8 protein-coding genes are annotated in these 15,200 nt (G+C 44.0%); 4 read left to right on the forward strand and 4 right to left on the reverse strand.

Features of this window, described 5'->3' with window-relative positions:
* The first annotated feature begins 196 nt into the window (after positions 1-196).
* Positions 197-7,369 (forward strand): T9SS outer membrane translocon Sov/SprA, encoded by a 7,173-nt coding sequence (gene sov, locus LX73_RS01165; RefSeq protein WP_148897633.1) that lies wholly within the window; start codon positions 197-199, stop codon positions 7,367-7,369.
* Here the strand turns inward: sov and lnt are convergent.
* The gene (lnt, locus tag LX73_RS01170; RefSeq protein ID WP_148897634.1) at positions 7,362-8,963 is read right to left on the reverse strand and encodes an apolipoprotein N-acyltransferase; all 1,602 of its coding nucleotides are present in this window, start codon (positions 8,961-8,963) and stop codon (positions 7,362-7,364) included. The two genes, sov and lnt, sit on opposite strands and share 8 nt — an antisense overlap.
* Positions 8,960-9,643, reverse strand: a complete 684-nt coding sequence (gene rsmI, locus LX73_RS01175) for a 16S rRNA (cytidine(1402)-2'-O)-methyltransferase (RefSeq protein WP_148897635.1) — start codon at positions 9,641-9,643, stop codon at positions 8,960-8,962. The genes lnt and rsmI overlap by 4 nt, the downstream gene beginning before the upstream one ends.
* A gap of 210 nt (positions 9,644-9,853) precedes the next feature.
* Between rsmI and LX73_RS01180 the strand changes: the two genes are divergently transcribed.
* From LX73_RS01180 to dnaJ, 3 genes are all read left to right on the forward strand, one after another.
* Positions 9,854-10,246 (forward strand): VOC family protein, encoded by a 393-nt coding sequence (locus LX73_RS01180; protein WP_148897636.1) that lies wholly within the window; start codon positions 9,854-9,856, stop codon positions 10,244-10,246.
* Positions 10,247-10,412: 166 nt separating this feature from the next.
* Positions 10,413-11,015, forward strand: coding sequence for a nucleotide exchange factor GrpE (locus tag LX73_RS01185; RefSeq protein ID WP_148897637.1), 603 nt, complete (start codon positions 10,413-10,415; stop codon positions 11,013-11,015).
* 24 nt (positions 11,016-11,039) lie between these two features.
* Positions 11,040-12,194 (forward strand): molecular chaperone DnaJ, encoded by a 1,155-nt coding sequence (dnaJ, locus tag LX73_RS01190; protein WP_148897638.1) that lies wholly within the window; start codon positions 11,040-11,042, stop codon positions 12,192-12,194.
* Positions 12,195-12,306: 112 nt separating this feature from the next.
* Here the strand turns inward: dnaJ and LX73_RS01195 are convergent, their stop codons facing one another.
* Both LX73_RS01195 and LX73_RS01200 read right to left on the reverse strand, forming a co-directional pair.
* On the reverse strand, positions 12,307-13,176 hold the full coding sequence (locus tag LX73_RS01195; protein WP_148897639.1) for an ATP-grasp domain-containing protein: 870 nt from the start codon (positions 13,174-13,176) through the stop codon (positions 12,307-12,309).
* 83 nt (positions 13,177-13,259) lie between these two features.
* Positions 13,260-15,200: a heavy metal translocating P-type ATPase gene (locus tag LX73_RS01200; protein ID WP_148897640.1), complete on the reverse strand. Its 1,941-nt coding sequence runs from the start codon at positions 15,198-15,200 to the stop codon at positions 13,260-13,262.

Below are 15,200 nucleotides of genomic sequence, written 5' to 3' on the forward strand. Positions count from 1 at the left end.
TACTTTTAAGAAAAGAAATTATCTGTTATAATTCTCCGAACTGCCTCTGGGGTTTCACAAATCATAATTAAAAAGAACTGTCTATAGGATAAAGCTACCAGCAATTTATTGATGTTTTCAACATGTAAATTATTCTACAACAGTTTTCGTGCAACTCAGAGTTTATACTTTAATTTTAGGTTTCATATTATGTTTGATGGGCGTTGGGGGTCTATCTGTGGGGGTGGTACAGGCCCAGGACACGACGGATATTGCTTTTCCTACTGCTACTGATTCGCTGCCCAGGCTTGAGCGCCCATCTACGATATCTTATCCCTACCCAATTAATCTGCCCAAGTTATTTTATATTCGTCTTTCTGAAGAGCAAACGATCGTAGAGCGTGATTCCACCGGACAGTATATAAGTTATCGTTTACTGTTTGGGCTGCCGGTAGCCCAGCCGTATGTAATGGACTTCAAAGAGTATAAGAATCGAAGCCGAAGTAATGCTCTCCAGGACAACTGGGATCAACTTATTCGGGAACAGCAAACCTCGGAAACTGACCGAACGGGTTTGCTCGATTTTAAACTGGATTTACCGGCCGCCGAAGAATCTGCCTTTTCTACTATATTTGGCAAGCCCGAGGTAAACCTGAGCATTAACGGTACAGCTAATATGAATGTGGGGGCAACGATACAAAAGACTGAGAATACCGAAATTCCTGAGGACCAGCGTACACAGGTAGATCCTACCTTTGAGCAAAGTTTAAAGTTAAATATACAAGGGACAATCGGTGATAAGTTGTCGATACAAACCGATTGGGATACTGAGCGTGATTTCGACTTTATGAATCGCCTGAATATTGTGTATGACGGTTATGACGATGAAATCCTGCAACGTCTGGAATTGGGTAACGTATCAATGCAAACAGGCAATTCACTGGTTAGGGGTGGGAGTGCACTTTTTGGAGTAAAATCAGTAGCTCAAATAGGTTCGCTGGAGCTAACATCGGTGCTTTCGCAACAGGAGGGAGAAGGGAAGACGGAAACTATTACCGGCGGTGCACAGGAGAAAAATATTTCAATTCGTCCCGGTGATTATGAATCAGACCGTCACTTCTTTCTTGACTTTTTTACACGCCAGCAATTTGAGGAAAATGTATCTGATCCTCAGCAAACAGGTCAGGCCCTGCAGCTTACAGAAGTGAATGTTTGGGCACTTCGGGAATCATCCCAATCGGTAGAAGGAGAGCGCCAGGCTATTGCACTTGGTGGGCTGGGAGTTTCTCAAAATCCCGATAGTACCTACAATAGGCCCAACGAGAACAATGACAACATTAGTGAGCCTGTACTCGATCAGTTTCGGGACCCTTCGCTGGGAGCTTCGGCTTCAGACTTTGGCGTAAATCCGTCACAGTTTGTAGAAGGATATTTTGTGCCTTTGCAAGAAGGTGTTGATTATTCCCTACGCCCCAATTTGGGATATATTTCCCTGAAAAGGAATCTTGGTTCTCGGCAGGCATTAGCCATATCGTTCAAATATCGCAATCCCCAGACTGGTCAGTCAATTAGTGTAGGTGATGTGAGCCCGGGAGGTGGTAACCGAATTTATTTAAAGCTAATTCGCCCGCAGACGGTTACGACAAGTAATCAATTGTGGGATCTTATGATGAAAAATGTCTATTCCATGGGCGTTTCCAATATCACGCAGGATGGACTGGAATTTGATATCAAGTATACTGAGCAAAACGTGCCCAGCAGTTCGTTGCCCGGTCGTAATACCGTCTTGCTGCAGGATTTGGGACTCGATCGTGTAGACCAGCAGGGTTCGTTAAGCCCCGATAATAATCTCGATTTTAGTACGACGGTATTAAACCCCGCCGCGGGACTCATAGTATTTCCGTATTTACAACCGTTTGGAGACCGGATTGAAGAACTGCTAGCCCAGGCTGGGGCGGGCAGTGAAGAAATTTTTTCACTTTCGTTTACAGAACTATATAACGAGAAAAAGGTAAATGCTAACCAAGAGTCAAAAAACAACTTTTACTTAATGGAGGGGACCTCCAAAGGCAGTGTCTCATCAAGCTATTCGCTAGGGTACTCACTAGTAGAGGGATCAGTCACGGTGCTGGCGAATGGACGCGAGCTACAAGAGGGTACCGATTATGCTGTTGATTATTCTATTGGTAGCATTACGATTCTAAATGATCAGTATTTGAAGAAGGGGCAAGAGATAAAAATTGAGTACGAAAACAATCAGCTTACTCAAATTGGGCAAAAGAGTTTTACAGGGGTACGAGCTGAGTATCAGTTCAGTGATAATATTACCTTGGGCAGTACTTATTTTCGACTCAAAGAGAAGCCGCTGCAAGATAAAATCCGAATCGGCGATGAACCCATCAATAATTCTGTAATTGGTTTTGATGCTAATGCCCAATTCGATACGCCGTGGCTTACACGCTTGGTTGATAAAGTTCCGCTGCTTCAGACAAAGGCACGGTCGAGTATGTCATTTAGCGGTGAATTTGCTCGGCTAAAGCCTGGAATTTCGCAGACAGGTGCAGTAGAAGATGCAATTGAACAAAATCGCTTGTTTGAAGATGAAGAAAATGGACTTTCATTTATTGATGATTTTGAAGGATCCGACATTGGATTAAGCTTTCTAAGTCCATCACGATGGTCTTTGGCTGCTGCGCCTGCGGCCGTTCCCGGCTATGCCCCTGATGCCATGTATTTTGATGATAACCCGCCTCAAAATCCAATGACAAGTATTGCTGATAAAGCAGCAAGGTCGGACTTACGCAGTCAATTTGCGTGGTATACCATCCCACAAAATATTGATCAGATTTTGGGAGGCGTAGAATTTACTCCCGAATCAGAGCCGGTGCAGGTAACAGAGGTATTTCCGAATCGTGATGTTCTTACAGAAGAAAACTTTATTAACACACTGGATGTCCATTACAACCCTACTGAGCGTGGCCCCTACAACTATAATAACAATTTGCGAACACTACTTGAGGATGAACCGGAACGTACCTGGGGCGGAATGACGACAACGCTTCCTTCTGGACAAGAAGATTTAACTCAAAATAACATCGAGTTTTTAGAATTTTGGGTGCAGTCGGTACTGCCGGGAGGAAAGGTCCCTACAGCAAAGGATCTGCAAGACTATGACGGTAAAATTTATATTGATGTGGGAGTTGTTTCGGAAGATGTGGTACCAAATTTTAAGACGAATACCGAGGATGGATTAGTCCGCAGACCTGATGACCTCCAACGGGATAATATTGGCGTGGATTCACGGTCTTATTTGCCCATACCACCACCGGCACCCGAAGGGCAATTTTCTAATGAGACACAGTTACAGGCTGATGTAGGACTTGACGGAGCACCCAATACCAATGGTATTGATAATAAAAACGAGCAAAACTTATTCTCCGATTTCATTAATGTGATCAAGTCCCAGTACGGCAACGCCAGTACTATGGCCAGTGATGTACAGAATGATCCCTCGAATGATGACTATACGTATTATGGGGAAAGTGAAGTTGAGGGACGCCCTTTACACCAGCGCTTCCATCGTATGTACGGCTATCATGAAGGTAACTCTCCGTCAAACAGCGGCGAAAAGCGAGCAGTAACGAATGAACCGGATACCGAGGGATTAATTACGCAATCCATTGTAGAACAAAATAATGCTTACTTTCAATATGAGATTGACTGGAACCCTGCCAACCTAGATAACATAAATCCGGGCAGTGACAGTACGTTTGTTGTTGATATGGTGGATAGCCCCAACCAGGAGGATCGGTGGTTTCAGGTACGCGTACCACTAAAAGAATGGGCACGGAAAGTCGGAGGAATCGAAAATTTTCAAAATATTTCGTATATCCGTGTGTGGTTATCGGGTTATGAAAAGCCTTTCACACTTCGTTTTGCAACTTTTGAACTCGTGGGCAGTCAATGGCGACCGGCAGAAAACGTAGATAAAGAACAGGGCACAATGCAGGGTGAATTTAATATCTCATCTGTCAATATAGAGGAAAACAGCCAGCGACAGCCCATCCCATACCGCAAACCGGAAGGTGCCGTACGTGCCACTGATCGAGGGCGACAGCGCCAGACTGTACAAAATGAGCAGTCTATTGTAATGAACCTGCAAAATTTAGCTGGGGGAGAGTTGAAAATGATGAAGCGTGTTTATCCCGGTGGATTAAATATGATCAATTATTCGAATGTACGAATGTTCGTACACGGTGAGGGGTATGATAATCGGAGTGATGCCGAGCTGGTTATGCGTTTCGGTACGGATCTTACAAATAATTACTATGAATACCGCCAGCCTATTACACCTACCGACGAAAAATTCCCGTTCAGTAATAAATTGACCAGCGAATTAGATGATCCAACCCGCCTCACCGAAGCCGAGGAGGTGTGGTTATATGACGAAAACAGTATGAATATTCTGCTTCGGGCTTTTAACGAGCTTAAACAGCTACGCGATCAGCAGGGGGGAGATCCAAGTACAAAATTTGAGCGCAGTGATCTCCTGGAAAATGCACCGTCCGGTACCCGTATTGCCGTAAAAGGGAATCCCTCGCTGGACAGAGTTGGGGAGATTGGAATGGGAATTCATAATCCGTTTGATCCCCAGAATCCTTCGGAAGGGGGTGTTTCATCATTAAGCGGCCAGTTTTGGTTTAATGAACTACGAGTGTCGGGCTATGATAATCAATCAGGATGGGCTGCTACGGCGAAAGGTAATATCGAATTTGCTGACTTTGCCTCTGTTAGTGCAAATGTTAACCGTGAGACGGATGGTTTTGGTTCCCTTGATTCTGGATTGGGACAACGCCGAATGTCTGATCTTTTTGCTTATGATGTGAATACTACGCTGAATCTACACAAATTTATTCCCGAACGGTATGGATGGAATATCCCTGTTACATTATCGACGCGTCAGTCCTCCTCAACGCCGCGATATTTGCCCAATCAGGGTGATGTGCGACTGTCGGAATTTAAGAGTGCTGTCCATGCGCGGGATGATATTGATGAGGAACAGAAAGACCAAATTATTGACCAGCGGATTAGGCAAAGTCAGACTGTGAGTGAGAGTTATTCTATTAATGTTTCGAATGTATCAAAGTCGGGCTCCAATTCTACATTGGCACAATATACGTTAGATAAAACAACCCTTAACTATGTATATAATACGACCGAGCGTCGTAATCCCGAATATTCTATGCAGGATAACTGGAATTACAGCGGGTCACTGCGATACGATGTTAATTTCCAGAATACGCTGTTGTTTCGCCCTTTAGGGTTTTTAGGTAATATTCCAATTTTACACCCACTGGCAGGACTTCAACTTGGGTATACCCCGGCATCCATCAACGCATCGGTGGGTATAGACCGGGAGTATGACGAGCGGTTGCGTCGATTTACAGCCGGAGAGGAAGCTACGCTACAGCAATCACATAGTTTTACCTATAATACCGAGTTTGGCTTTGGTTATAATTTAACCCCATCCATTAAAACTACCTTTCGCAGTCGTTCCGTTTTTGACCTTTCTCAAGCAGGAGTCACCGGTGATACGCCCGGCAATCCAATGGCCGACAGTACCGAGTTTAGAGTACAACCTTCATTTGATGTGCTCAGAGATGTAGCTTTTGATACGGTTTCTGCCCGCCGCAGTAATTATCAGGAAGCCTATACCGCGAGTTGGCAGCCCCGTCTTAATACGATTGATGCCGTTAGCTGGGTCAATTATTCGGCTAACTACAGCGGTGGATACCAGTGGCGTAACAGTCCGCGGGGATCGCAGCTGGGGGCAACAGTTTCAAATAATTTTAGTTTAAATCAGACACTTGATTTTGATCTCCGCAGTTTGTTAAACCGGATGGATTGGTATAGCAACTTACAAAATGAAGAAACTGACTCACGCCCTTCATCCGCTCCACAGGATACAACGTCGGGCTATTCCGAAGAGCAGCTGGGAGAAGATTTGGCCAATATAGGCAAGAAAAGTTTAGCTGCTATATTGAGTCTGCAATCTCTGGATGTGTCTTTCAATATTTCCAAAAGTGCATTACAGAACGGTTATTCCGGTGGTTCTACTTTATTTGATATGTTTAATTCAAGCCCCGGTGATTTTTCTCCCCCTTTTTCTTACCGTACTGGTGTTACGGATAATATCGGGCGAAGTCGCCTTATTGATAATCCCAACGATAATACCAGCTTGCAGTTGCCATCTAATCGTAATCTTACCGACGATATTACTGTGGGTGCACGCTTTGCACCTTTTGATAATTTTACAATTGATCTAACCTGGAATACCGAATGGAAACGAAATCGTACCAAATCAATTACCATTGATCCCAATCAAAGTATCAGCTCGGTGAGTAACCAGAATGGGATGATAGGTTCCAGCGTATGGGCTTTTGGCGGGGGATATTCCAGTCTTTTCCGCGAGCAGCTCAGTACGGCCTTTGAGGATATTAACAACGGAAGTACGGTGATTAACGATAGCCAGGGAAATAATGATGGAGAATCTGTACTGGGACGCAAGACATTGCAGAATGATTTCCGAAGAGCTTATTTAGGAGCTGGAAAAGGAGCTATTGGCAATCGTAGTTTTACGCCTTTTCCTATGCCCAACTGGCGCATTACATGGACGGGCATAGAATCTTTCTTCCCCTTGATAGGTGATGCTATGTCCCGTGCATCCATCACCCATAATTACAAAGGTCAGTACCGCTTGGGATGGGTTTTTAATTCGGATACCAGCTTGCTGCCTGATTTCTCGGTGGGCGCTTATTCTGTTTCAAATCCTCGGCCCGAATTTGATCCTAACAGCATCAGCGTAGAAAAGAAATTTAGTCCGCTACTGGGATTGAATATTACATGGAATTCGGGATTTCGGACCAATTTTCAGTACGAATACAGCCAAATTACAAGTCTGGCACTGTCGAACTCAACTGTAATTGAGCGATTGTCGAAAGGTATAAAGCTCTCTTTTGCTTATACACTTCGTGATTTTAAGATTCCACTTTTTCCCCGAGTGCGCAATGCTATTGATATCACTATTAACGGCAGTTTGCTTGAAGATAAGGAGACAAAATACGAACTTGATTCCGATCTCGGAAAAGCGTTGAGTGCTGGTCCCAGCGTTATCAAAAAAGATGTATCGAATGCTGATTTCTCGGGTACGACTACTGGAGGACAAAAACGTATTAACGGATCTGCAATTATTGGATATCAGTTTTCGCAAACGGTCAAAGCCAATTTTGAGTATAACTACAACCGCTTAATACCCAAAACATCGGGTGTTTTTGGTCGTACCGATCACGACATTCGGTTTAATATTGTAGTCTCTATTCGATCTAATTAGTGCCGTTATCTTTTGAATTTCGGTATCCCACCCAACCGATGCCGAGTGCCGAAAATATAAGCATCAGAATGGGGAGCCAGTCTCCAAAACGTGCATAAAGGGTTTGGGTATTTAGTACAGGAACCTGGTAGTTAAAAGCCGTTTGTTCCCAATAGGGTGTTTCTTTTTTGATAGATCCATTGGGAGCAATAATGCCCGAAATACCATTATTGGCACTACGCACTACCCAACGTCCAAACTCTATGGCTCGCAGCCGGGCATAAGCATAATGCTGTTCATGTCCGCTAGTATTACCCCACCAGCCGTCATTGGTGATAATAGTAAGATAGCCTGCTCCATCATTAACGTATTTTCGTACCCAGCTTGGATAAACCGAATCGTAACAAATAAGTGCGGGTGTTTGGGTATTTCCAACTGAAAACTGATTGGCTTGGTGTCCTTTACCGTATCCCTGGTTTTGGTTCCAGCTGATCCAGTTGAAAACATCAGCCGCATTTAAAAAGTGTATAAAGGGAACCCGCTCTACAATAGGTACCAAATTATGCTTGCGATACACGTCGATGGATGAGTCGCCCAGGGAGGCAGTATCAGAATGAAAGCCCAATGCTGCGTTGAACGGTAAGTATGCTCCGCGGTTGGATTTGTAGGGTAGAGATGGGGTTTCATCTGAATCATAGTATTCATAATAAGTAGCGCCGGCGATGAATGTAGTATTCCATTCCCGGGCCTTTTGTTTGAGCAGTTGTTTAGTGCTATTGGAGCCCTTGCTGATATTTCTGCGGTTATAGATAGATGATTGAATAGCATTTTCGGGCCAAACGATGAGGTCCGTTTTCGACGTGCGTACCGAATCGGAAAGCTGTAGCAAGTGTTGGTTCGCCTTTTGGGGTGAATCCAGCCCTCCATACTGCAAATAGGAATCAAAATTTGGCTGTACAACGACGACTTCTTGTGTGTTTACTACTTTTTTGGTCGGATTTATTGATCCACTTACCAGCGACCAGAGGGGGAATGCAAAAAGAACGCATACCAACGTTATTTTCAATGATCGGCTTGGTTTTTTAATGATTCGATAAGCTAATGCGCTGCTAAAGAGCACCCAGAAAGAGATTCCCCAGAAACCGGTAACCGAAATATATTGTACCAGCTGAGGCACGTTGGACCATGCATTAGCTATGGTAAGCCAAGGCCAGGCCAGATCCCACTGGTGATGCAGGTATTCAAAGCTGAGCCAAAAAGCAGTTTGAAAAAGGGCGATCAGCCAGCCGGGTAGTTTTAGTTCTTGTACTTTGTATTGCCCCATTACCGGCAGTGTCATAACTACAGCATTTGCCAGTATGGCCGCTACCCCTCCTGCCACGGTAGCCATGACCAGCCAGTAGGTGGTGATAATATTCCATATCAGAAATGCAGGATACGTCCAGTAGGCAGCGGCGCGGGCGGAATCGGCAAGATCAGTAATGCGGAAAATAAGAACAAAGGCCGGGAAGACCAGAAAAGGCAGGGGTATAGGGGGCCAGCTTAGTCCCAATAGCAATCCCGCAGACAATGTTAAAGCCCATTTGTTATCCCAAAAAGCAGATAGTTTATTCATTCGCTGTAATCTTTTGGAGCAATTACAATAGCAATTTCGCCTTTAATCTCATCCCTCAGAGCAAAGGTATCGGCCACAGATTTTAGAGAGCCACGGACGACTTCCTCAAATTTTTTCGTCAGCTCACGGCAAACAGCAGCCATACGTCGGTCGCCCATATACTTGCGCAACTCTTCCAGCAGTTTGTGCAGTCGATAGGGACTTTCATAGAGTACGACTGACCGATCTTCTTCAGCCAGTTTTTTAAGTCGTTTTTGGCGCCCCTTTTTTTGAGGCAGGAATCCCTCATATACATATTTTTCACAGGGCAGTCCGCTGGCAACTAAGGCTGTTGTGGCAGCATCAGGGCCGGGAATAACAGAAACGGAATGTCCTGCCTGGTGAGCAGCGCGCACTGCCAGAAAGCCCGGATCTGAAATGCCCGGCATGCCTGCATCGGAGATCAGGGCCACTGGTTGCCGCCCATCCAGCATATTGATAAGATGTTCCACTTTTTGGTGTTCGTTATGCTGGTGAAAGGCAAAAGTTTTAGTATCAATGCCCAGATGGTTAAGTAGTATACCCGATGTTCGAGTATCTTCACAGCCAATGGCCGCGACGGATTCCAGCACCTCTTGTGCACGGGAAGAAATATCATCCAGATTCCCAATGGGTGTTGCTACGATATAGAGCGTACTCAAAATTTCTTAGTTTTGAATGACTGTTTGATTTCAACTAAACCTCACAAAAACTAATAAAAATGAAGCAACTATTTGGGTTAATTATTCGTTTCTAATAATCTGAAATTGCGCTTTTAAAAGCGTATCTTTAGTAGCCTTGAAAGCAGATAGCTGGTATCAAGTATATTCTGTCAATTATTCTAAAAACAAACCATAAAATCCTACTATTTCATGGCTGATTTTACACCATCCGGTATTAATCACATGACCATCCGCGTGAATGATATTGAACGTGCTGAAGAGTTTTATGGCGATGTCTTGGGGTTTGACCTGATTCGAAAAATGGGAAAAAGTATGTCGGTGTATCAAATTGGAGATGAAGATACGCTAGTACTTGTGGAGGCGGAAACCAGTTATGATACCTCATCAAGTGATTATCGGGTAGATCATTTTGGGTTTTATCTGGATTCAGAAGAAGAAGTCGATGAAATGGCCGAATATTTGCGCGATCAGGAGGTAACAATTTTAAGCGGTCCTGCCAATCGAAAGCGCGGACGGTTTGTGTTTATCTCGGATCCTGATGGCAATATGATTGAACTTTTTTATGAAGAGGATGAAGAATAGCAGATGGTCATATTTTTATAGTCGGACTGACACTCTGAAGTTTAGTTAGCCGACAGGTTTATTTGTCGGCAACTTTGTCACGAGATACCCCCTCATTTTTTGATGGCATGCTATTTGCATTTCAAGATAAACAAGAATGACAGTATTTAACCTTTAGATTGATAACATGAGCGAATCGAAGAAAGAAGTTTCTGAACAAGAAGCGGCTGAAATTGAAGAGCAGGAACAAGAAGTATCTGAGGAACAGTCGGAAGAAGAATTACCGTATCAGAATTTTAATGAAGATGAGCTGCGGGAAATGCTTGTTGCCCGTGAGGAAGAGCTTTCTGAACTGGAACAAGAAGTGAACGAGTTAAAAGACGATCGATTGCGCAAAGTAGCAGAGCTTGAAAACTATAGAAAGCGTGTAAAGCGAGAGCGTTCCCAGGTGTATGAGACAGCTAAAGCCAGAGCGCTCGAAGATTTTTTGGAAATCAATGATGACATCCAGCGAACATTAGGTGCGGCTGAAGAGCTTGATGTGAATGAGACCTTTTTTGATGGGGTACAGATGGTAGCCAAAAAACTTCAGGAAATTTTGCGAAAGAATGATGTGCAGCGCATTGATCAAGAGGGGGTTCCTTTTGATGTAGATTTGCATGATGCTATGATGCGCCGCAAGCCCGAAGATGACAGCATTGAAAGTGATATAGTTTTAAATGTCGTGGAAAGCGGTTATCGTATGGGAGATCGTACTATTCGTCATGCCAAAGTAATTGTAAGTGAATAATTAAGTTTTAAGAAAATCTAATTCATGTCTAAACGCGATTATTACGAAGTATTAGGTGTTAGCAAAAATGCATCTGAATCGGAAATCAAAAAAGCCTATCGTAAGAAGGCCATGAAGTTTCACCCGGATCGCAATGAGGAAGATCCGGAGGCCGAGAAGAAATTTAAGGAGGCTTCAGAGGCATACGAAGTTCTTAGTGATGAGCAAAAGCGTCAGCGTTATGATCAGTTTGGTCACCGAGGAGTTAATAACGGTGCCAATGGTTTTGGCGGTCGCGGCGGTGCAGGCTTTGATAATTTTGAGGATATCTTTAGTCAATTTAGCGATATATTTGGCAGTGAATTTGGCGGGGGTGGCCGTTCTCGGCGGCGTCGATCGTCAGGGCGGAAAGGTTCCGATATGAAACTGCGTATTGACCTGGAGCTTGAGGAAATTGCTTTTGGCACTGAGAAGAAGCTGAAGGTAAAGAAGTATATTACTTGTGATGAATGCGATGGCACCGGGGCCGAGACGAAAAACGATTTTGAGACCTGCAGTACCTGTAGCGGTACCGGTGAAGTTCGCCAAGTGCGTAAAACGATGTTGGGACAGATGGTGAATGTACAGCCTTGTCCCGAATGTAATGGTGAAGGGCGCATTATCCGTAATAAGTGTTCAAAGTGTAGCGGCGAAGGGCGTTACAAAGGGAAAGAAACCGTGAAGGTGAACGTGCCTTCCGGTGTATCAGAAGGAAATTATATTACGCTTCGCGGTAAGGGGAACGCCGGCAAACGCGGCGGTGAGGCTGGTGCTCTCGTTGTCCTGATTGAAGAGAAAGAGCATGAGCACTTTGAGCGTGATGGCAATGATATTTATTACGATCTGGTACTCAGCGTGCCTGATGCTATTCTGGGAACCGAAGTAAAAGTGCCTACGCTTAAAGGTAAGGCAAAAATAAAGGTTGAAGAAGGAGTGCAGCCAGGTAAATTGTTGCGAATGAGTGACAAGGGTATTCATGGCTTAAAACGGTCGGGTATCGGCGACCAGTATGTGCGGGTAAACGTATATATTCCTGATGATCTGGATGAGGAAGAGCGCAAGCACATCGAATCGCTTCGGGGCAGTGAACGGTTTAATGCCTCCAATAAAGAAGATGATGGCAAGGGCTTCTTCTCTAAAATTAGGGATGTATTTGCTTAAAAGGCATACATTTGAGTGGAAAGTATTTAGTATTAAAGTCTTTTATGCTTCACTTGCCATTATGATTGTGGCCTTGGTATAGTATAGAGTTATCATAACTTTATACTTTCTACTAAGGCTTCAACCATTCGTCAAAAACTCTGGCAAATCGTTTGGGAGATTCCGGATCCATATTGAAATAAAGGGACGGCTCGATGAGTTCCAGCTCCATCAAAGCAAATGTATTTTGGTCGGTACGCACATAATCGGCGCGCGTATATAGGGGCAGGGGCGAAATGTTATTACGTGTTTTTTGGGCTGTTGCAAGCAACTTCTTTTCAGGTTCTACCGGTGTAAGTTTTCCCCCATGTTCTTCCTGTACGCGAAAGTCATTGGGTTTTGGAGTTTTAAGGACGGTGTGGCTATAAGAATCTCCAAAGAAAAAGACCGAGAATTCTCCTTCTTCGATAATATTATCCATAAAGGGTTGTACCAAGAAGGGGCGATCGTTAAAGGTATTGGTCAATAGTTGTACATACTCGGAATGTTCAGTGTGTTTAATACGAAAAGTGTTATCAGCTGCAGCACTTACAGTAGGTTTGATAACTATTTCATCGCTCTGTAATTCACTAAAAAAAGTTGGTAGCAATGAGGGCTCAAATTGCTGATACCACAGGCTGGGTACAATCTCAATTCCCTGTTGTTGTAGGTCTTGCAGGTAAGTTTTGTCGATATTCCATTTTACAAGCTCAAGGCTGTTTTCAAGAGTGGCAGTTGAAGATTCAATATTTTCTAAAACATTCAGAAAATCTTTAGGATCGTTCTGGTAATCCCATGGACTTCTGATAATTACTGCATCAAACTGATTCCAATTAATATTTGTATTACGCCATGAAACCTCTTCGGCTGTCCACCCCATTTTTTTCAGCGGTTTATGCAGCAGATGATCATAGGATTCAAATTCAGCAAGGCTATCCATCGACAAAAAAGCGCAGCGTTTCACAGGTTTCAATAGTTAATTTGGAATTTTCGAAATCTAAAATACTACCTCTCTATTGAAGTGCCAAAAGAAAGCCTCTTATTATTCTAGCAACAGTCTGTAAGTACCGAGTCGCTTTCTTCAGAATGGTGAGTTTTATTTGTTTTGCGGAGGCTAAATGACGCGTTGGAATAGCTTTTTTGAATTCTGATGGCATTGGCAATGGCGATAAGAGCTACTCCGACATCCGCAAAAATAGCCTCCCACATAGTGGCTATACCAACAACGGCCAGAACCATAACCAGTATCTTAATTCCCAGCGCAAAGCCGATATTTTGCCATACTACACGATGCGTAAAGTTAGCAATGTCAATAGCCAACGGTATTTTGGAGGGCTGGTCGGTTTGAATAACTATATCTGCTGTTTCAATGGTAGCATCCGAACCGATGCCGCCCATGGCAATCCCGACATCGGCCAGTGTAATAACTGGAGCATCATTAATACCATCTCCAATAAATCCTATTGTTTGGGATGGTTTTAGCGCTTGTTTAACGTGATGATATTTTTCATCAGGCAGAAGGCCTCCATACGCTCTGTCCAAGCTTAACTTTCGGGATACATGATCAACGACCTCTTGGTTATCTCCGGAAAGCATCACTATTTCGTTGACCCCATGTTTTCGAAGATCACCTATAGCCTGCTTACTGTCCTCTTTAATTTGATCCGCAATGCTAATGGTACCAACATGGGTTCCATCCTCCGCTACATGCACATAGGTGTAAGGGTCATTAAAGTCGCTTGATGAAATATTAATACCCTGCTGTTCTATCAAGTCACTATTTCCGACGACAATTGTTTTTCCGTTAATAGTTCCCTTCAATCCTTTGCCAGAAATTTCCTGCTGATTTTCTACGGTATGTAACGGTTGTCCATTGATACGGTTGAGGATTGCTTTTGCTATCGGATGGGTGGAGTCTTGTTCGAGGGAAGCAGCCAAGGCAAGCAGTTCATCCTGGCTATATCCATTAACAGGATGGATTTTCCGTACCTCAAAATTACCCTCTGTCATAGTGCCCGTTTTGTCCATGTACAGTGTTTCCATTTTTCGTAGTTGGTCAAGGAAATCTGAACCTTTGAACAGAATACCGTTGCGGGAGGCTGCTCCGATCCCGCCGAAATAACCAAGGGGTATAGAAATGACTAACCCGCATGGACAAGAGACAACAAGAAAAATAAGAGCGCGATAAAACCAGTCCTGAAAGACGTAGTTTTCAACCACAAGATAGGGGACGAGCGTAAGTGCTACTGCCAGCCAAACGACAATAGGGGTGTAAATGCTGGCAAACTTTGTCATAAACCGTTGTGTCGGGGCTTTTCGCTTGGTGGCTTCCTGCACCATCGTTAAAATGTTAGATAGCTTGGTATCCTCATATCCACTAGTCACTTTAATGCGAACAGGTCGGTCCTGATTAATAGAACCGGCCCAAACTTCGTCGCCTAAATCCCGGCTCATGGGTTTTGACTCACCGGTCAAGGCTGCTGTATTAAAAGAGGCTGTTTCGGTAAGAAGTTTTCCATCCAGCGGGACTTTTTCACCTGGTTTTACCTGGATTATTTCGCCTATCCCCACCTCGGAGGGGTGGACGTTTTTTGTTGTCCCCTTATGCTCTACTGTGGCCGTATCCGGCTGTTGATCTATTAGCGTTTTGATGGATTGTTTTGCTCGTTGAACGGCATTCCCTTGGGCATATTCGCCCACCATATAGAAGAGCATTACGGCTACGCCCTCGGCGTATTCGCCAATGGCAAAAGCACCGACGGTGGCAATACCCATTAGCATAAATTCGCTGAATATGGTGCCGTTTTTAATCGATTTGAACGCTTTTATCCAGACCGGTCCGCCGACAGTTATATATGAAAGTCCATATAGTGGTAAATACACATAGGCCTGACCGGCAAATGAAAATCCGTGTTCAACAATTAGTGCTGCAGCTAAAAATAGTGCACTGGCTACGGCTTCTTTATATTTTTTAAAGAATGTCATCAT

It is taken from the genome of Fodinibius salinus, from assembly GCF_008124865.1.
Lineage (GTDB): Bacteria > Bacteroidota > Rhodothermia > Balneolales > Balneolaceae > Fodinibius > Fodinibius salinus.

Excerpts from the sequence above, each read along its gene's own strand:
- sov (WP_148897633.1), top strand. The coding sequence starts at position 197 with ATGGGCGTTGGGGGTCTATCTGTGGGGGTGGTACAGGCCCAGGACACG.
- lnt (WP_148897634.1), bottom strand. The coding sequence starts at position 8,963 with ATGAATAAACTATCTGCTTTTTGGGATAACAAATGGGCTTTAACATTG.
- LX73_RS01180 (WP_148897636.1), top strand. The coding sequence starts at position 9,854 with ATGGCTGATTTTACACCATCCGGTATTAATCACATGACCATCCGCGTG.
- LX73_RS01185 (WP_148897637.1), top strand. The coding sequence starts at position 10,413 with ATGAGCGAATCGAAGAAAGAAGTTTCTGAACAAGAAGCGGCTGAAATT.
- dnaJ (WP_148897638.1), top strand. The coding sequence starts at position 11,040 with ATGTCTAAACGCGATTATTACGAAGTATTAGGTGTTAGCAAAAATGCA.
- LX73_RS01200 (WP_148897640.1), bottom strand. The coding sequence starts at position 15,200 with ATGATGACATTCTTTAAAAAATATAAAGAAGCCGTAGCCAGTGCACTA.